This window comes from Methylovorus sp. MM2, assembly GCF_001648895.1.
In the GTDB taxonomy this organism is placed as follows: domain Bacteria; phylum Pseudomonadota; class Gammaproteobacteria; order Burkholderiales; family Methylophilaceae; genus MM1.
This window is the reverse complement of sequence record NZ_LXUF01000011.1, coordinates 41,794-59,334: the sequence shown is the minus strand read 5'-3', so window position 1 is coordinate 59,334 and position 17,541 is coordinate 41,794. Positions and strand designations below refer to the sequence as shown.

Here is a 17,541-nt window from a genome sequence, read left to right as displayed (position 1 = left end):
TTTATCAAACTAGGGAATAAACGCTATCTATGTTTGAAGTGGAACAGTTTCGCGCAAGAAGACAACAGCTGATTGAACAGATGGAAGAAGGTGTCGCATTCATCGCGAATGCACCGGAAGTGACACGCAACCGCGATAGCCATTATCCCTATCGATTTGATAGTTACTTTTACTATCTGACAGGTTTTCAGGAGCCTGAGGCGTTTGTCATATTGATCGCGGGTAAGCATCCCAAAAGTATCTTGTTTTGTCGAGATAAAGATATCGAACGTGAGATATGGGATGGTTTTCGCTACGGGCCTGAAACGGCATTATCAACTTTTGGTTTCGATGAAACCTATCCGATCTCTCGTTTGGATGAGCTTGCGCCCAAGTTTTTAGGAAACCAGACACAGTTGTTTCATAGCCTAGGTGCAGATACCTCATTAGATCAACGGGTGGCAGGCTGGTTAAACGATGTACGTAGCCAATCGCGAAGTGGCATTACCGCACCGCATAAAACGATTGATATTCGTGTGTTGCTGGATGAAATGCGCTTATTCAAGACGGAGTATGAGTTATGCGCTATGCGTGCTGCTGCAGAAATCTCAGCCAGCGCACATCAGCGTGCGATGCAAGTGACTCGCCCCGGAATGATGGAGTATGAAGTCGAGGCAGAGTTGCTGCATGAGTTCTATCGGCACGGCAGTCGTGCGCCAGCCTACACAAGTATCGTCGCAGGCGGTTCTAATGCTTGCGTGTTGCACTATATTGCCAATGATGCCGTGCTGAAAGATGGTGATCTTCTATTGATTGATGCAGGGTGTGAGTTGCATGGATATGCTTCGGATATTACCCGTACGTTCCCTGTGAGCGGAAAATTCAGTGCCGCGCAAAAAGACCTATATGAATTAGTGCTGGCGGCGCAATTTGCTGCTATTGAAAAAGTCCGGCCAGGATGTCACTGGAATGAACCACATGAAGCCGCTTTGCACACTTTGGTTAGAGGTTTTATAGATTTTGGCCTATGTAAAGGCACTGTTGATGCCGTAATTGAGTCAGGCGATTATCGTCAGTTCTATATGCACCGAACAGGGCATTGGCTGGGGCTGGATGTGCATGATGTGGGTGAGTATAAACAGCATGGAGAATGGCGTCATTTACGGCCCGGTATGGTGCTGACGGTTGAGCCTGGTTGTTATGTGCGCCCTGCAGCGAATGTGCCCGAGCATTTCTGGAATATTGGTATTCGCATAGAAGATGATGCTGTCGTCACGAGCCAAGGCTGTGAAGTGATTACAGCCGCTGCGCCAAAATCTGTTATGGATATTGAAGCATTGATGGCACAGTCATGAATTTGAGTGACGATATTGTCATCGTCGGTGGTGGCCCTGTCGGAGCGACCTTGGCACTCGCCTTGCAGATGCAGGGTATCGGCGTGACGATGCTGGAAGCCCGTACTCAAGGGGCTGCGCATGATGATCAACGAGCGCTGGCACTTTCATATGGCAGCCGCATGATCTTGGACCGTCTTGGTCTATGGGGTGAGCTTGAAGCAAAGGCTACGCCAATCAATACGATTCACATCTCTCAGCGTGGTAGTCTCGGCCGCACGCGGTTAAAGGCTGAAGAGCATGGTCAGCCATCCTTAGGCTATGTGTTGGCTTATGGTGATTTGAGTCGGGCGCTGGATATGGCGCTTGCAAACTATCCTAAAGCAAATATCTTGTATAGCGCTGAAGCATTATCAATTCAGCCCCAAACTCACCATGCTGCTGTAATATTTAATTTGGATGGCACTGAGCAAGGTATCAATAGTAGGCTGGCAGTGCTTGCCGATGGCGGTAAGAGTTTGGCCGAGATCCCAGGTCTAAAACGTGAAACAAAACGCTATGGGCATGACGCTTTAGTCAGCAAAGTGAAATGCGAGTTACCCCATCAAAATATCGCTTATGAGCGATTTACACCAGCAGGTCCAGTTGCATTACTCCCTAACGGACCTCGTGATTTCTCTTTAGTCTGGACAGGTAAAGAAGAAGAGATTCAACCTTTATTGGCTTTAGGCGATAGTGATTTTTTAAGTGAGCTACACCGTCATTTTGGAGATCGTGTCGGCGAATTTCTCTCGGTTGGTAAGCGCTTAACTTTTCCGTTAAAACTCTCTTATCTTTCCCCAGTGACAGCGCCACATCTTGTTGTCATTGGTAATGCGGCGCAGACCATGCATCCCGTGGCAGGCCAAGGTTTCAATGTTGGCCTACGTGATGCATGGGAGCTCGCTGGGCAAATTGCCTCTGCAAAACCCTCTGAAATCGGAGGTGTTGCCATGATGGATAAGTATCAACAGGGCAGAGTGACTGATACTAAGCGTGGCATGTTCTTTACTGATTTTCTCGTCAATACATTTTCAAATGAAATCCTCGGCCTAAATAAAGCGCGCGGCATAGGGATCGGACTTCTTGATGTGCTACATCCCGTTAAGCAGCATATTGTGAATAAAATGAGTTTTGGTAGCCGTGGATGAGTGATGTATTTGACATTATTGTTGTCGGTGCAGGCCTTGTCGGATCTTCAGCGGCGTTAGCTTTAGCTAAGCAAGGGTATCAAGTCGTATTAATCGATCGCCAATCGCTTGAAATTGATGAGAAGCCAGAGTCGGAATCATTGTGGGATAGCCGAATCTACGCAATTAGCCCCGGCAACATTTCTTGGCTGAAGGAGCTCAGAGTATGGGGTGCACTGGATGATCGCCGGATTTGCCCTATTGATCGTATGCAGATATGGGGTGATAGGGGTGCGGAGTTGACCTTTGACAGCTCTGGTACAAGTGCTGCTAATCTTGGGGAAATCATTGAAAATAAGCAATTACAGCAAGCCATATGGAAACAATTGAGCAGCGCTGGCGTCACTATAATCAGTGAGGTGGAATGTATTGAAATGCATATCCATGATGATGGAGCCATCGTGCAACTTGGTCAGCATCAAAAAATCCAAGCGCGCTTAATTGTTGCAGCCGATGGTGGTAATTCTTGGGTACGCAATCAGGCTGGTATTGCGAGTAATTTATATGAATACGAGCAATCTGCTGTCGTCGCTAATTTCGAGGTGGAGTTTCATCATGGGAATATTGCCCGGCAATGGTTTAATGCCGATGGGGTATTGGCATGGTTGCCATTGCCAGGAAAGCGTATATCGATTGTGTGGTCAACGCGAAATGCCCATGCGCTATTAAGTCGTGATCTGAAAAGTCTTGCTGAACGCATTGCTGATGCCGGAGACAATCAATTAGGGGGATTGTCTGTGATCACGAACCCAAAGGTTTTTCCCTTAGTGAAACGATCAGCCGCTTCTTTGGTCAATTCCAGACTGGTTCTGATTGGGGATGCTGCCCACCAAATTCATGCATTGGCAGGGCAGGGCGTTAACTTAGGTTTTCGCGACGCTATTGCGTTGAGCCATATATTAAAACAAAAGAGTAAATATCAAGATATTGGCGATCTTGCCCTGCTTCGTAAATATGAACGCGCAAGGCAAACCGATATACTTGGGTTAACACAATTGACGCATGGTTTGAATATATTATTTGAAAGCGATCATTCCGCCATACAGAAGCTTAGAAACTTGGGTTTACAGTGGCTAGATAATCAAGCAATATGGAAAAAGCGTTTAGTTCAGCAAGCTATTAGCTAGTCAACATACAGTATTTAGTAAAACCGAATTAATTTTAGGGCAAATTATGTTAAGAAAAACTTTAGGTATATTACTCACCGCATTGTTAACAAGCAGTGCTTTTGCAGATGAAGCGGGATTGCGTAAGGCAATCGAGGCTACCTATCCTAAAGTGCGCATCGAAAGTATCACAAAAACACCCTATGCCGGTCTATACGAAGTATTTCTGGATGGTCAGATTCTTTATACCGATGATAAATTCAATTTCTTAATAGCAGAGGGAAAGTTAATCGATACAAAAAGCAAGCGTGACCTTACAGGGGAGCGCATGGACGAGTTAACTAAAGTCGATTTTTCCTCATTGCCGCTTGATCAAGCAATCAAAGTCGTTAAAGGCAGTGGCGCTAGAAAGTTGGTAGTCTTCTCTGATCCAGACTGCCCATATTGCAAACGACTCGAGCAAAAAGAACTGGTCGGTATGACTGATGTGACGATTTATACTTTCTTATATCCTTTGGAACAGTTGCATCCTGATTCGGCTAACAAGTCGCGTGCTATCTGGTGCTCAGCAGATCGTTCTGTAGCTTGGCAAGACTGGATACTGAATGGACAATTGCCTAAAGTTGCTGTGACTTGTGATACGCCAGTAGAGAAAACTGCAGAGCTCGCTAAAAAACTCGGTATTACAAGTACACCAACGCTTATTTTTGCCGATGGTAAGCGTATGTTAGGCGCATATCCTGCAAAGGATATTGAGAAGGCTATAAGCAATGCATCGTCTAATAAGAAATGACTTTGATATACTTTATCCCACCGCTTCGCCCATTTTGAAAATAGGTAAATACATTGCAACAACTAAACCACCAATTAATGTGCCTAGAATCACCATTATGATTGGTTCCATTAGGCTTGATAATGCTTCTACGGCATCATCTACCTCAGCTTCATAGAAGTCTGCAACTTTACTTAACATAGAGTCTAACGCGCCGGACTCTTCGCCAATCGCCACCATCTGTAACACCATGTTAGGAAAAATCTCAACATTTTGCATGGCAACAGTTAGACTTGTGCCTGTGCTTATTTCGCCTTGAATCTTTTTGGTTGCATCAAAATACACTTTGTTCCCAGAAGCCCCAGCCACTGAGTCTAAAGCTTCTACTAGGGGAACTCCTGCAGCGAACATCGTTGCCAACGTTCTTGCAAACCTCGCTATAGTCGCTTTTCTAATCAAATCTCCAAACAATGGCAACTTGAGCATAATCCGATCCATTGTCCCTTGTAGCTTTTCTGAACGTTTCCACGTATAAAGGAAAAACCATAAACTACCCCCGATAGAGCCAAATATTGCCCACCAATAGGAGACAAAAAAGTCTGACATAGCCATAACTATCACTGTTGGGGCTGGAAGATTTGCACCGAAACTGCTAAATAATTCTTTAAATGCAGGTATAACGAATATCATAATGACTGCTGTAATTACAAAAGCAACGACAAGAATTGATATGGGATAGAATAGGGCGGATTTAATCTTGCCTTTGATAGCAATAATTTTTTCTTTATATGTGGCTAGGCGATCTAGAAGTGAGTCTAGGATACCAGCCTGTTCGCCAGCGCCAACCAAATTGCAATAAAGTGCATCAAAGTAAAGTGGGTATTTGCGGAATGCCTGACTTAGACTGCTACCAGTCTCAACTTCAGATTTAATGCTGCCTAAAAGCTTTGAAACGGCTGGGTTACTATGACCTTTACCTACGATATCGAATGCTTGCAGAAGAGGGACGCCAGCTTTCATCATTGTCGCTAATTGGCGAGTGAACAACGTTACATCTTTTTCTGTGACTTTTCCGGAGCTTGCTAAGCCACTTTGTTTTTTGACTTTAAGCACTGTAATACCTTGCCGACGTAAAGTGGCATTCACAAAGGCTTCACCAGAGGCTTTCATTTCACCCTTGATGCGCTTGCCTTTTTTGTCCGTACCTTCCCAGGCGTAAGTAACTTCTTTACCAGCTTGTGCAGCCATTATGGTTCCCCGATATTATTCATTTGTACAAGACTCAACTTCTGCAATAGAGGTAAGTCCTTGTTTTACTTTTAACAAACCAGATTGCCTTAAGTCTTTGATACCTTCTTTTTTCGCTTGATCTGCAATGTCGTGTGCGGTGCCATTGGTCATGATGATACGGCTCATGGCATCTGAGATTGGCATCACTTGGTAAATGCCAACGCGACCTTTATAACCACCGTTGCACATTTCACACCCGCCTTCTTTGGGGCCATATATCTGAAAGTCTCCAGTCAAGTCGCTCTCAGTAAAGCCAACGCTCAGCAATGCTTCTTTAGGCACTTCAACAGGCTGCTTGCAACTCTTGCATAGGCGACGGGCTAAACGTTGGGCTGTAATCAGTGAAACTGCTGATGCTATATTAAATGGTGCAACACCCATGTTCATCAAGCGAGTCAGGGTTGAGGGGGCGTCATTGGTATGTAGTGTTGATAGTACCATGTGACCAGTCGAGGCTGCCTTGATTGCCATGTCTGCGGTCTCAAGATCGCGAATCTCACCAATCATGATGACGTCGGGATCTTGGCGTAAAAAGGACTTGAGTGCGGCAGCAAAAGTCAGCCCTTGCTTATCATTCACGTTTACCTGATTGACACCCGGTAAAGGGATTTCTGCGGGATCTTCTGCGGTAGAGATATTGATGCCTGGATTGTTCAGGATGTTTAAGCACGTATAAAGTGAAACGGTTTTTCCTGAACCAGTCGGTCCTGTAACCAGTACTAATCCGTAGGGTCTTCCTACGGCGTAAAGTAATGCTTCTTTTTGAGCCGGCTCATAACCTAGCGCTTCAATCCCCAGTGTGGCACTACTTGGGTCTAGAATCCGCATCACGATCTTTTCACCATTGATCATGGGTAGCGTGCTCACGCGAAAATCAATCGTACGTGTTTTTGACAGCACGAGCTTCATGCGCCCATCTTGAGGGATGCGCTTCTCAGAAATATCCAGACTGGATATGACTTTTATCCGTGACGATAGTTTATCTTTGATGGCTAAAGGCGGTTGGGCAATCTCTCGGAGAATGCCATCAACGCGGTATCGGATACGGTAAAATTTTTCGTAAGGTTCGAAATGTAAGTCAGATGCGCCCATATTGATGGCATCCAGCAGGATTTTCTGGAGATATTTGACGACAGGCGCGTCATCGATCTCGGTGGCGGCTGCTTCTTGTGCCGCTGTATCGCCAGTCTCTATATCGAGATCGAATTCATCATCACCAACATCTATTGATTGCAAGCTGGTGTCACTTGCTTCTGCAATCTTATCAATCCATTTGCTTAGTTTGTCATCTTCGACGACGACTGGCGATAACGCCATACCTACTTGGAACTGAACATCATCCAAGGCGTGTAAATTCGTAGGATCGGATAATGCGACAAACAGTGTATTACCGCGGCTACGCATTGGTAATACACGGCTACTTTGCATCAACTTAGGTTCAATCACCTTTGTGGATATATAGTCTATGTCAAGGGTATCAAGATCAAATACAGGGAATCCGAATGCGTTGGCCGCAAGCTCTGCAATTTGTAAAGCGGGTAGTTTTTTGCTTTTTACTAACTGTGAGATGAATGTAGATTGTTGGGTTGCGGCTGAGGCTTGTATTGCATTCGCCTCATCTTCGGTTAATAGCTTTTCCTGCATTAACATTCTTGCAAGTCCGCCGAGTTTGCTTGGTAAAGTCGTCGCAGCCATTATCTATACTGTTTATTATTCATTGAAAGTAAGCGTGCATTAATAATGCACGCTAGCCTTTTGTTTGTAAAGGTAAGGTGTTGAATCTTTGAAAAATAAGTTTCGAGTCTGCAATCTTAATTTTTAGAGAAAATGCAGTGATGTATCTGATTTTATAGCCTTTTAAAATATTTTACGAAATTACCCATAAAAAACTTGACTTATTTTTATAACGCAAGTAAAAAAGCTATAGGCGTTTGGAATTTCGAGTGCATTGTAGCCGGCGACTACCGACTTAAATTCTTGAAGTACAAACTTTTGGGGGCGCCTCCCCTTAATGTTTTTGCAAGGAAGTATGAAATGGCAACAGGTACCGTAAAGTGGTTTAATGACTCCAAAGGTTTTGGTTTCATTACACCTGATGATGGTGGCGATGATTTGTTCGCTCACTTTTCTGCAATTGTAGAAGCTGGCTACAAAAGTCTTAAAGAAGGTCAACGTGTAAGTTTTGACGTTACCGAAGGCCCTAAGGGCAAACAGGCTTCCAATATTCAGAAGGCGTAAGCATTCTGAATACAAGCTAGTACAGTCTTCATTAAAACGGCCCGTTTATCGGGCCGTTTTGATTTTTGTTACATGTGTTTGATGATCTCTTCGCCAAATTCCGAACTTGAAAGGTTGGTAGCACCTTCCATCTGTGAAGAAAAATCGTAGGTGACACGTTTCGCACTGATTGCTTTGCCAACACCGTTAATAACGAGATCTGCAGCTTCTACCCAGCCTAGGTGACGTAACATCATTTCGGCAGATAAGATTAAGGAGCTCGGGTTTGCGATATCTTTACCCGCAATTTTGGGTGCTGTGCCGTGGGTCGCTTCAAACATGGCAGTTGTGTCAGATAGATTGGCTCCTGGAGCAATCCCAATCCCACCGACTTGTGCAGCTAATGCATCGGAGATGTAATCGCCATTCAGATTCAGTGTTGCAACAACATCATAATCTTGTGGGTGCAACAGAATCTCTTGCAGGAATGCATCTGCAATACAGTCCTTGATAATCATACCATTTGGCAGTTTACACCAAGGTCCACCGTCGATCTCGATTGCGCCAAACTCTTCCTTAGCGACTTCATAGCCCCAGTTCTTGAATCCACCTTCGGTGAATTTCATGATGTTGCCTTTGTGGGCGATCGTGACAGATTTGCGATTATTGTCGATTGCGTATTGAATTGCTTTGCGAACGAGGCGTTTGCTGCCATCAACTGAAACGGGTTTAATGCCGATTGCAGATGAATCCGGGAAGCGGATTTTCTTGCGGGCGCCCATATCACTTAAAAATGCGATGACTTTTTTAACTTCATCCGTGCCTGCAGCCCATTCGATGCCTGCGTAGATATCTTCAGTATTTTCACGGAAGATGACCATATTGGTTTTTTCGGGCGCTTTTACCGGGCTAGGTACGCCAGTAAAGTATTGGATTGGGCGTAGACATACATATAAATCCAGCTCTTGGCGCAATGTGACGTTTAACGAACGAATGCCACCACCTACCGGGGTTGTTAAAGGCCCTTTAATGGAGATGACATAATCTTTTACTGCTTTCATGGTCTCATCAGGTAACCAAGCGTCGCTGCCATAAACCGTTGTTGCTTTTTCGCCCGCGAATACCTCCATCCAGGCAATTGCACGTTCGCCTGCATAAGCTTTATTGACGGCGGCATCAATCACTTTAATCATGGGGGGCGTGATATCTACACCAATACCATCTCCCTCAATAAATGGGATAATGGGATGATTGGGAACATTCAGTGAATTATCTGCATTAACGGTAATCTTTTCGCCGTGACTAGGAACAACAATTTTTGTCGACATTTGCATCATCCAATATTTAGTAATCTGCCAGTTGTATTAATATGATCATTCTATTTAACAAGCCATATGGCGTTGTCTGTCAGTTCAGTGCGCATGAAATACATCCTACGCTTAAGGACTATATAACCGTGCCAGACGTTTATGCAGCAGGACGTCTTGATACTGACAGTGAAGGTTTGCTTATTTTAACCGATGATGGGGCGCTACAACATCGAATTGCGCATCCTAAGCATAAAGAATTAAAGATATATTGGGCGCAGGTTGAGGGCACGCCTAGTGATGTTGATTTAGCACCCTTGAAAAAAGGGGTTGATCTTGGCGATTTCATTACGCAGTCGGCGCAAATACGTGTGATTGATGAACCTAAAGATCTTTGGATACGTACGCCGCCGATCCGTGAACGTAAAGCGATCCCCACGACTTGGTTGGAAATAAAGATCAGTGAAGGTAAGAATCGCCAAGTGCGGAGGATGACCGCTAAGATTGGTTTTCCCACACTCCGGTTGATTCGGTATGCGATTGGGGAATATACCTTGGATAATATACCATTGGGTGAATGGAGAGCTTCATAACCCAGCCGGATTCAATTTGATTTAGTAATATTGGAAATGCTATGAAACCTGTTGTTGTTTTTCGCCATGCTGCCAGTGAGGGGGCTGGCTATCTAGGGCAGTTCTTAGACCAGAAAGAGATTGTCTGGGAGGTGGTACGCATCGATCGAAATGATGCGATTCCTACCTCTGCTAGGGATTTTAGCGGCCTAGTCTTCATGGGCGGGCCGATGAGTGTGAATGACCCATTGCCTTGGATACCTCCTTTGCTTGACTTGATTCGTGAGGCGGTCAGTTTGAATATCCCCGTATTGGGGCATTGCCTTGGTGGGCAGTTAATCAGCAAAGCTTTGGGGGCTGAGGTTACCAAGAACCCGGTGAAAGAAATTGGCTGGGGCGAAGTGACTGTGAGCGATAATCCGACTGCAAGTGAATGGTTTGGTACGCTGGATAAATTTCAGGGGTTTCACTGGCATGGCGAGACCTTTAGCTTGCCTGATCAGGCAGTACATTTGCTTGCGAGTCAATACTGCAAAAATCAGGCTTATGCGCTTGGCAAGCACATTGCGTTTCAGTGTCATATCGAAATGACAGAAAAAATGGTGCAAACGTGGTGCGAAATTGGATTGGATGAGATCAGGGCTTCTAGCGACAGCCCTTCGGTTTATCAGCCAGAAGAGATTAAGCATGATCTACAAGCGCGCATCTCCACGTTGAGTTCGATTGCCCATCCGATATATGAACGCTGGATACAAGGGCTGGTGCGCTAAGGCTTCATTTGAATATGGTAAACTTGCTGTAATTTTAATGCCCACAATAATTTAAGAGTTCCCCATGTCTGGTAACACCATTGGTACTTTATTCACACTGACTTCATTTGGCGAGTCGCATGGCCCTGCAATTGGGGGCGTTGTTGATGGTTGTCCGCCAGGATTGGAGCTCTCTGAAGCGGACATCCAAATCGAGCTTGATCGTCGTAAACCCGGTACATCGCGCCATGTGACGCAGCGTAAAGAGTCCGATACAGTAGAAATATTATCAGGTGTATTTGAAGGTAAGACGACTGGTGCGCCTATTGGTTTGTTGATTCGTAATGAGGATCAGCGCAGTCAGGACTATGGCAATATTGCGGATACGTTCCGTCCTGGCCATGCTGACTATACCTATTGGCAAAAATACGGTATTCGCGATTACCGTGGAGGTGGTCGTTCAAGTGCACGTGAAACTGCTGTGCGCGTGGCGGCTGGGGCAATTGCGAAAAAATGGCTCAAAGCCCGTTATGGCGTTGTGATTCGCGGATATATGAGCCAGTTGGGAGAGATCAAGATACCTTTTGAAAGCTGGAGTGGCGTGGGGGAGAATCCATTTTTCTCACCCAATCAGGCTATCGTCCCGGAGCTGGAAGCGTATCTCGATAAAATCCGCGCTGAGCGTGACTCAGTCGGGGCACGTATATCGATTGTTGCTGAAGGCGTCCCTGTTGGCTGGGGTGAACCTGTCTACGATAGGCTCGATGCTGAGATCGCCTATGCGATGATGAGTATAAATGCCGTGAAAGGTGTTGAAGTCGGCGCAGGTTTCGCAAGTGTCGCTCAACGCGGGTCAGTCCATAGCGATGAGCTGACACCGAGTGGTTTCGCAACTAATCATGCGGGTGGCGTTCTAGGTGGCATCTCAACCGGGCAAAACCTTGAAGTACATATCGCGCTCAAGCCAACTTCGAGTATTCCGCAGGGGCGACAATCCATCGATAAAGATGGCCATGCTGTGACAATGCAAACTAATGGCCGTCATGACCCATGTGTCGGCGTTCGCGCAACGCCTATCGCTGAAGCCATGCTAGCGCTTGTGCTGGTCGATCATGCGCTTCGCCATCGAGCGCAATGTGCTGATGTCGTGACCACTACCCCAAAACTATGAGTGATTGCCGCAGTTCGCGGCATTTAAATTGATGAAGCAAATACCTTACTGGCGATTATCCGGATTTTATTTCGCCTATTTCGGCTTCGTTGGCGCATTCACTCCTTTTTGGGGGCTTTACCTCAAGTCACTTGCTTTTAGTGCATTTCAAATCGCCACCTTGCTTTCCCTCTTTCAAGTGGCACGCATATTTGCCCCGAGTATCTGGGGCTGGGTCGCTGACCATACCGGTCGCCGTGTACATATCATCCAATGGTTGGCGGGGCTAAGCCTTGTTTCTTATATTGGCGTTTTTCTAGGTACCAGCTTTGGCTGGTTGTTTGCAGTCATGCTCACCTTGAGTTTTTTCTGGAGCGCCTCTTTACCCTTGATTGAAGCGGTGACTTTAGGTCACTTGGGTGAACGGTTTGATCGTTACGGGCGTATTCGCTTATGGGGCTCGGTCGGTTTTATCGGTGCGGTAATCGGTCTGGGTTATTTGCTGGATGTAACCGATATCAAGTCTTTGTTGTGGGTCATTCTGGCCTTACTTGTTGGGGTATTTGCTTTCTCATACAGGCTTCCAGAACCTCAAATCCCGAAGCTGCAACTTGAAGATAAATCGCTTGCGGATATCATGCGGCAGCCAGCGGTGATTGCATTGATGGCTGCATGCTTTACCATGGCGGCGTCGCATGGCGTCTATTACACCTTCTACTCCATCTATCTTGTTGATCATGGCTATACAACCGGTCAGATTGGTTGGCTTTGGGGTATCGGTGTTTTTTGCGAGATATTGATTTTCCTAGCCATGCCTAAGCTGACGGCTTTATTCGGTTTGCGCAATATCATGCTCGGTAGCCTGGTTTTGGCTTTTATTCGATTCGTTGTGATTGGCTGGGCCGTTGACTGCTGGGTATTGATCTTGATAGCCCAGACATTACATGCCGCTACTTTTGGCACTTATCACGCAACAGCAGTTGCGTTGACTCACCGATACTTCAAGGGAAAGCATCAATCTAAGGGGCAGGGCTTATACACAAGTGTTTCTTATGGATTGGGCGGAACATGTGGCGCCATGATGAGTGGGTTCGCTTGGGAGTCGATAGGACCAACTTGGACATTTACCATTTCAGGCAGCTGCGCTATGCTCGGCTTTATATTGTTCTTCTGGATGATGCCAAAGGTGCGATAAATCCGTTAATTTTAATTAAGGAAAGTAAAAAGCTTGTGAAATATCTCATCCAAAGCGCATTTGTTTTTTTTCTAAGTTGCACGTCTTTAGCTGCATATGCCGATACCCAGATTAATGTAGTTGGCTTATTCAACGGTAAAGCCGTTGTCATCATCAATAATGGTAAGACGCAAATATTATCCGTGGGGCAACAGTCGCCAGACGGTGTGAAGTTACTGTCAGCAGATAGTACTAAAGCTGTATTTGAAGTGGCGGGTAAACGCCAGGAGCTTGGTATGGGGCAGGCAGCATCTGTTGGCGGAGGTGCTTCCTCTCAGGCGAGTAGCGTTACTTTGTATGCTGACCCATCTGGGCACCATATGGCTGATGGATCTATTAATGGAGTGCCGCTTAAATTTTTAGTAGATACGGGTGCGACGATGGTTGCTATGAATAGTGGTGATGCTAGATATGCCGGAATTGAGTATAGAAGTGGGGAGCGTGGCGTGGTGCAGACTGCAAATGGTAATGTGGTTGCCTATCACGTAGTGATTAATACGCTGAAAATAGGCGGCTTAACGCTTAATCAAGTAGATGGTACAGTACTTGAAGGGGGCTCTCCATCGATTGTCTTGTTAGGCATGAGTGCTTTGAACCGAGTTGATATGAAACGAGACGGTATAGCGTTAACATTGACCAAGAAATACTAATAAAAAAGCGGCTTATAACAAGCCGCTTTTTTATTTATAGCATTAAATTTCTTTGTTACGCTGCTTTACGTTTGTCATTCTCAATCAATGCATAAGCAGAATGGTTATGGATAGACTCAAAGTTCTCTGATTCTACGATGTACTTATCAATGCGCTTTTCTGCATTTAGTTGGGCAGCTACATCGCGCACCATATCTTCAACGAACTTGGGATTATCATAAGCATGCTCTGTGACATATTTTTCATCAGGACGTTTTAGCAAGCCAAATAATTCTGAAGATGCCTGTGTTTCAACTACACGAATCAAGTCTTCGACCCAGATAAAATCATTGATCAGCGCTGTGATCGTGACATGAGAGCGTTGATTGTGGGCACCATAATTAGAAATCTTCTTTGAGCATGGGCAGAGACTGGTGACAGGGACTAATACTTTCACTGTCGTATCGATCTTGCCATTCTTGATTTCACCGATGAAGGTCACTTCATAATCAAGCAAGCTTTGTACGCCAGAAACCGGCGCTGCTTTATTGATGAAATAAGGGAATGTCATTTGGATATAGCCGGATTCAGCCTCCAAGCGCTTGACCATCTCGCGCAACATACCCTCAAAAGATTCTATCGAAATAGCACGCTCATTCATGTTGAGAATCTCAACAAAACGAGACATATGGGTGCCCTTGAAGTTGTGCGGCAAATGCACATACATGTCGAACATAGCGACTGTATGCTGTTCTCCGCCGGTCTTGTCTTTGACTTTTACCGGATGGCGGATAGACTTGATGCCGACTTTATCAATTGCCAAATGCCTGACATCTGGCGTATTTTGGACATCTTCAATGGTGGGGATGATGGGTTGATTCATCTGAATTCTCAATAGTTAAAATGCTTGTGCAACAATACCTTAGTATACTACTAGGTTATTATTTTCTCAATCGAAGCCACGATGCCGTTAGCACTGAGACCACAGTCTTCAAGCATAGTTTCATGGGTGCCGTGTTCAATAAATTCGTCTGGTAAACCTAATGTAAGGACGGTGATGGGTTTATTCAAGCCCTGCAATGCTTCCATAACGGCAGCCCCCGCGCCACCCATAATTGCATTTTCTTCAACCGTGACAATCACCTCATGAGAATTAGCTAGCGCTGATATTAAAGTGATATCTAGTGGTTTTACAAAACGCATATTGGCCACGGTGGCATCAAGTTGTTCACCGGCTGCCAAAGCGGGGGTTAGCATGCTACCAAATGCGAGAATCGCAACCTTATTACCTTTGCGCCGGATTTCACCTTGCCCGATTGGTAATGCTGACATAGTGTCATTAATCGCTGCCCCGGGGCCGCCGCCTCGTGGATATCTTACGGCGCTAGGGCCGTCATGTTGATAGGCGGTATAGAGCATCTGTCTGCACTCATTCTCATCGCTAGGTGTCATGATGATGATGTTCGGGATACAGCGTAGATAACTGATGTCGAAACTACCTGCATGTGTCGGGCCATCAGCGCCTACTAAGCCAGCCCGGTCAATCGCGAACATGACAGGCAGGTTCTGCAATGCAATGTCATGAATAAACTGGTCATAGGCACGCTGCAAAAATGTAGAGTAGATAGCGACGACAGGCTTCATGCCATCACAGGCCATACCCGCAGCAAAAGTAAGTGCGTGTTGCTCTGCGATCCCTACATCAAAAAAACGTTTTGGGTATTTTTCTGAAAATGCATTCAGTCCTGAACCATCACACATGGCGGGTGTGATGCCAATCAGTCTAGTGTCTTTTGCCGCCATATCCACTAACCAGTCACTGAATACTTGCGTGTAGGTTTTTTTGCCACCTGTCGCAACAGCACAGCCGTTTTTTGGATCGAACTTACTTACCCCATGATATTTTCCAGGGTTGTCTTCCGCTGGGCCATAGCCATGACCTTTTTGTGTCACGATATGCAGAAACTGAGGCCCTTTAAGTTGGCGAATATTGGTCAATGTGGCAATCAACACATCGATGTCATGCCCATCGATTGGGCCGATGTAGTTAAAGCCGAACTCTTCGAATAGTGTGCCCGGCGTCACCATGCCTTTCACGTGTTCTTCAGCATGTTTTGCAAACTCAAGTACTGGTGGCATGACGCCAAGCACTTTTTTGCTAGAGTTGCGCACGGTGCTATATAAACGCCCCGAAAGCAGTTTGGCTAAGTAGTTTTGCAAAGCACCTACGTTTGGCGATATCGACATATCGTTGTCATTCAATATCACTAGCAGGTTTGCATCCATCGCCCCTGCGTTATTCAATGCCTCAAATGCCATGCCAGCGGTCATTGCGCCATCGCCAATGATTGCAACCGCACGCCTTTCCGACCCTGTCTGCTGGGCTGCAATGGCCATGCCTAATGCAGCAGAGATCGAGGTGCTTGAGTGGCCTGTGCCAAACGTGTCGTATTTACTTTCAGTGCGTCTTGGGAAACCGGCGATACCGTTGGGTTTACGCAATCCGCTCATTGCATTGCGACGCCCAGTTAATATCTTGTGCGGGTAGGTTTGGTGGCCTACATCCCAAACCAACCGATCATCTGGGGTATTAAAGACATAATGCAAGGCGATTGTCAGTTCGACCACACCCAGATTCGAGGATAGATGCCCACCCGTCTGCGATACGCTATCAATCAGAAAGGTACGCAGTTGCGCAGCCAGCTCTGGTAATTCTTTACGATCCAGTAAACGTAGCTGCTCAGGGGAGTTGATCGTGTCTAGTAAGGGATACATATTATTTCAGAAGCCACGTTGTGTAATAAATTGAGCTAACTGTTTCAGGCGGGTCGCTTCATCGCTAAAAGTGGCTAGCGGGGCCAATGCACTTTCATACAGTTCTTGAGCCAACGACTTTGCGCGCTCAAGCCCTAATATAGTGACATACGTTGGTTTGTTGGATTCAGCATCTTTGCCAGCGGTTTTCCCTAAGGTCGCCGTATCCGCTTCCGTATCCAAGATGTCATCGACTACTTGAAAAGCCAGCCCGATGGATTGTGCGTATTGGTCAACCGCATGTATGCGCGCTGGGTCAACTGAATCGCTACTTTTTGCGCCTAGTAATGCAGCCGCGCGAATCAATGCACCAGTCTTATGGATGTGCATATGCTCGAGCTCAGTTTGGGATAGCGCCTTGCCTACGCTTGCCAAATCGATTGCCTGCCCGCCCGCCATACCTCGGGAGCCGCTGGCTACGGCAAGCTGATTGATCATATCCAGTTGTTGTTTTGGATTTGTGATCGCCTCATTTTGCGCAAGAATCTGAAATGCGAGCGTCTGCAAGGCATCGCCTACCAATAGCGCTGTCGCATCATCATATTGTTTATGGCATGAGGGTTTGCCACGGCGTAGATCATCATCGTCCATGCATGGCATATCATCGTGAACCAACGAATAAGCGTGAATCAGCTCGACTGCCGCAGCTGCTATATCCACTGTATGCATATTCGCCTGACAAAACTCACCTGCTGCATGTACAAGCAGCGCGCGTACACGTTTTCCTCCGCCAAGTGCTGAGTAGCGCATCGCCTCATGCAAGCGTTGAGGTGCAATATCTGGCTTAGGGAGTAAATGATCCAGAACCTTCTCAGTACGATCCTGGATAGTGAAAGCCCACGCTTTAAAATCAGTCATCAATATCGGTATATGGTTGAAGCTGGTTGGATTCATTGAGTATGCGAACTTGCTGCTCAACATCAGCCAGTGCTTTTTGGCAGAATTGTAATAGCTCAGTGCCGCGCTTGAATGCTTGCAGAGATTGCTCAAGGGGCAATTGGTCAGACTCCATTTGCTGCACCAGCGCTTCTAGCTCTGCAACAGCAGTTTCAAAATCTGGCGCGCTATTTTGCTTATTTTTGCTCATGAATCAGGCAGTTTGGGGGTGGAGTCATGCTTTTATCAACATGACTTTGAAATTAACAGTTTCTCAAATATC

Annotated in this window: 17 protein-coding genes; 10 read left to right on the top strand and 7 right to left on the bottom strand. The window is 46.0% G+C overall.

The genetic code is table 11. The features are described from left to right. Positions 1-29: 29 nt before the first annotated feature. Genes pepP through A7981_RS07905 form a run of 4 tightly spaced genes read left to right on the top strand, consistent with a single transcriptional unit; the run spans position 30 to position 4,441 of the window. Complete coding sequence (gene pepP, locus A7981_RS07920; RefSeq protein ID WP_067266844.1) at positions 30-1,334, top strand: Xaa-Pro aminopeptidase; 1,305 nt, start codon at positions 30-32, stop codon at positions 1,332-1,334. Then, a complete protein-coding gene (locus tag A7981_RS07915) occupies positions 1,331-2,503 on the top strand; it encodes an FAD-dependent monooxygenase (protein ID WP_067266841.1) in 1,173 nt (390 codons plus the stop codon). Before pepP ends, A7981_RS07915 begins: the two co-directional genes overlap by 4 nt. After that, positions 2,500-3,669, top strand: coding sequence for an FAD-dependent oxidoreductase (locus A7981_RS07910; RefSeq protein WP_067266839.1), 1,170 nt, complete (start codon positions 2,500-2,502; stop codon positions 3,667-3,669). Before A7981_RS07915 ends, A7981_RS07910 begins: the two co-directional genes overlap by 4 nt. A 46-nt stretch (positions 3,670-3,715) precedes the next feature. Then, a complete protein-coding gene (locus A7981_RS07905; RefSeq protein ID WP_067266836.1) occupies positions 3,716-4,441 on the top strand; it encodes a DsbC family protein in 726 nt (241 codons plus the stop codon). 12 nt (positions 4,442-4,453) lie between these two features. Here A7981_RS07905 and A7981_RS07900 read toward each other — a convergent pair whose 3' ends face one another. Then, complete coding sequence (locus tag A7981_RS07900) at positions 4,454-5,668, bottom strand: type II secretion system F family protein (RefSeq protein ID WP_067266834.1); 1,215 nt, start codon at positions 5,666-5,668, stop codon at positions 4,454-4,456. Between the two features lie 15 nt (positions 5,669-5,683). Next, positions 5,684-7,405: a type IV-A pilus assembly ATPase PilB gene (gene pilB, locus A7981_RS07895; protein ID WP_067266831.1), complete on the bottom strand. Its 1,722-nt coding sequence runs from the start codon at positions 7,403-7,405 to the stop codon at positions 5,684-5,686. Positions 7,406-7,744: 339 nt separating this feature from the next. Here pilB and A7981_RS07890 point away from each other — a divergent pair, with 339 nt between their 5' ends. Continuing rightward, positions 7,745-7,948, top strand: coding sequence for a cold-shock protein (locus A7981_RS07890; RefSeq protein ID WP_011480361.1), 204 nt, complete (start codon positions 7,745-7,747; stop codon positions 7,946-7,948). Between the two features lie 68 nt (positions 7,949-8,016). Here the strand turns inward: A7981_RS07890 and icd are convergent, their stop codons facing one another. Beyond that, positions 8,017-9,255, bottom strand: a complete 1,239-nt coding sequence (gene icd, locus A7981_RS07885) for an NADP-dependent isocitrate dehydrogenase (RefSeq protein WP_088178056.1) — start codon at positions 9,253-9,255, stop codon at positions 8,017-8,019. Positions 9,256-9,296: 41 nt separating this feature from the next. Between icd and A7981_RS07880 the strand changes: the two genes are divergently transcribed. The 5 genes from A7981_RS07880 to A7981_RS07860 all read left to right on the top strand — a co-directional run bounded on the left by A7981_RS07880 (position 9,297) and on the right by A7981_RS07860 (position 13,589). Next, complete coding sequence (locus tag A7981_RS07880; RefSeq protein ID WP_067266826.1) at positions 9,297-9,827, top strand: pseudouridine synthase; 531 nt, start codon at positions 9,297-9,299, stop codon at positions 9,825-9,827. A gap of 41 nt (positions 9,828-9,868) precedes the next feature. After that, the gene (locus A7981_RS07875) at positions 9,869-10,576 is read left to right on the top strand and encodes a type 1 glutamine amidotransferase (RefSeq protein WP_067266824.1); all 708 of its coding nucleotides are present in this window, start codon (positions 9,869-9,871) and stop codon (positions 10,574-10,576) included. A gap of 64 nt (positions 10,577-10,640) precedes the next feature. Further along, positions 10,641-11,726 (top strand): chorismate synthase, encoded by a 1,086-nt coding sequence (gene aroC, locus A7981_RS07870; protein ID WP_067266821.1) that lies wholly within the window; start codon positions 10,641-10,643, stop codon positions 11,724-11,726. Positions 11,727-11,757: 31 nt separating this feature from the next. Further along, positions 11,758-12,900, top strand: a complete 1,143-nt coding sequence (locus tag A7981_RS07865) for an MFS transporter (RefSeq protein ID WP_067266819.1) — start codon at positions 11,758-11,760, stop codon at positions 12,898-12,900. A 35-nt stretch (positions 12,901-12,935) separates the two neighbouring features. Beyond that, complete coding sequence (locus A7981_RS07860) at positions 12,936-13,589, top strand: TIGR02281 family clan AA aspartic protease (RefSeq protein ID WP_067266818.1); 654 nt, start codon at positions 12,936-12,938, stop codon at positions 13,587-13,589. Between the two features lie 55 nt (positions 13,590-13,644). Here A7981_RS07860 and folE2 read toward each other — a convergent pair whose 3' ends face one another. Genes folE2 through A7981_RS07840 form a run of 4 tightly spaced genes read right to left on the bottom strand, consistent with a single transcriptional unit; the run spans position 13,645 to position 17,469 of the window. Further along, positions 13,645-14,451, bottom strand: a complete 807-nt coding sequence (folE2, locus tag A7981_RS07855; protein ID WP_067266817.1) for a GTP cyclohydrolase FolE2 — start codon at positions 14,449-14,451, stop codon at positions 13,645-13,647. A 50-nt stretch (positions 14,452-14,501) separates the two neighbouring features. Beyond that, positions 14,502-16,343, bottom strand: a complete 1,842-nt coding sequence (gene dxs / locus A7981_RS07850) for a 1-deoxy-D-xylulose-5-phosphate synthase (RefSeq protein WP_067266816.1) — start codon at positions 16,341-16,343, stop codon at positions 14,502-14,504. A gap of 6 nt (positions 16,344-16,349) precedes the next feature. Then, positions 16,350-17,276 (bottom strand): polyprenyl synthetase family protein, encoded by a 927-nt coding sequence (locus A7981_RS07845; protein WP_371440349.1) that lies wholly within the window; start codon positions 17,274-17,276, stop codon positions 16,350-16,352. Then, a complete protein-coding gene (locus A7981_RS07840) occupies positions 17,233-17,469 on the bottom strand; it encodes an exodeoxyribonuclease VII small subunit (protein WP_067266814.1) in 237 nt (78 codons plus the stop codon). Before A7981_RS07840 ends, A7981_RS07845 begins: the two co-directional genes overlap by 44 nt. Positions 17,470-17,541 lie beyond the last annotated feature (72 nt).

Bases quoted from the DNA above. Each gene is read 5' to 3' on its own strand.
- pepP (WP_067266844.1), top strand. From the start codon at position 30: ATGTTTGAAGTGGAACAGTTTCGCGCAAGAAGACAACAGCTGATTGAA.
- A7981_RS07915 (WP_067266841.1), top strand. From the start codon at position 1,331: ATGAATTTGAGTGACGATATTGTCATCGTCGGTGGTGGCCCTGTCGGA.
- A7981_RS07910 (WP_067266839.1), top strand. From the start codon at position 2,500: ATGAGTGATGTATTTGACATTATTGTTGTCGGTGCAGGCCTTGTCGGA.
- A7981_RS07905 (WP_067266836.1), top strand. From the start codon at position 3,716: ATGTTAAGAAAAACTTTAGGTATATTACTCACCGCATTGTTAACAAGC.
- A7981_RS07900 (WP_067266834.1), bottom strand. From the start codon at position 5,668: ATGGCTGCACAAGCTGGTAAAGAAGTTACTTACGCCTGGGAAGGTACG.
- pilB (WP_067266831.1), bottom strand. From the start codon at position 7,405: ATGGCTGCGACGACTTTACCAAGCAAACTCGGCGGACTTGCAAGAATG.
- A7981_RS07890 (WP_011480361.1), top strand. From the start codon at position 7,745: ATGGCAACAGGTACCGTAAAGTGGTTTAATGACTCCAAAGGTTTTGGT.
- icd (WP_088178056.1), bottom strand. From the start codon at position 9,255: ATGTCGACAAAAATTGTTGTTCCTAGTCACGGCGAAAAGATTACCGTT.
- A7981_RS07880 (WP_067266826.1), top strand. From the start codon at position 9,297: ATGATCATTCTATTTAACAAGCCATATGGCGTTGTCTGTCAGTTCAGT.
- A7981_RS07875 (WP_067266824.1), top strand. From the start codon at position 9,869: ATGAAACCTGTTGTTGTTTTTCGCCATGCTGCCAGTGAGGGGGCTGGC.
- aroC (WP_067266821.1), top strand. From the start codon at position 10,641: ATGTCTGGTAACACCATTGGTACTTTATTCACACTGACTTCATTTGGC.
- A7981_RS07865 (WP_067266819.1), top strand. From the start codon at position 11,758: ATGAAGCAAATACCTTACTGGCGATTATCCGGATTTTATTTCGCCTAT.
- folE2 (WP_067266817.1), bottom strand. From the start codon at position 14,451: ATGAATCAACCCATCATCCCCACCATTGAAGATGTCCAAAATACGCCA.
- dxs (WP_067266816.1), bottom strand. From the start codon at position 16,343: ATGTATCCCTTACTAGACACGATCAACTCCCCTGAGCAGCTACGTTTA.
- A7981_RS07845 (WP_371440349.1), bottom strand. From the start codon at position 17,276: ATGAATCCAACCAGCTTCAACCATATACCGATATTGATGACTGATTTT.
- A7981_RS07840 (WP_067266814.1), bottom strand. From the start codon at position 17,469: ATGAGCAAAAATAAGCAAAATAGCGCGCCAGATTTTGAAACTGCTGTT.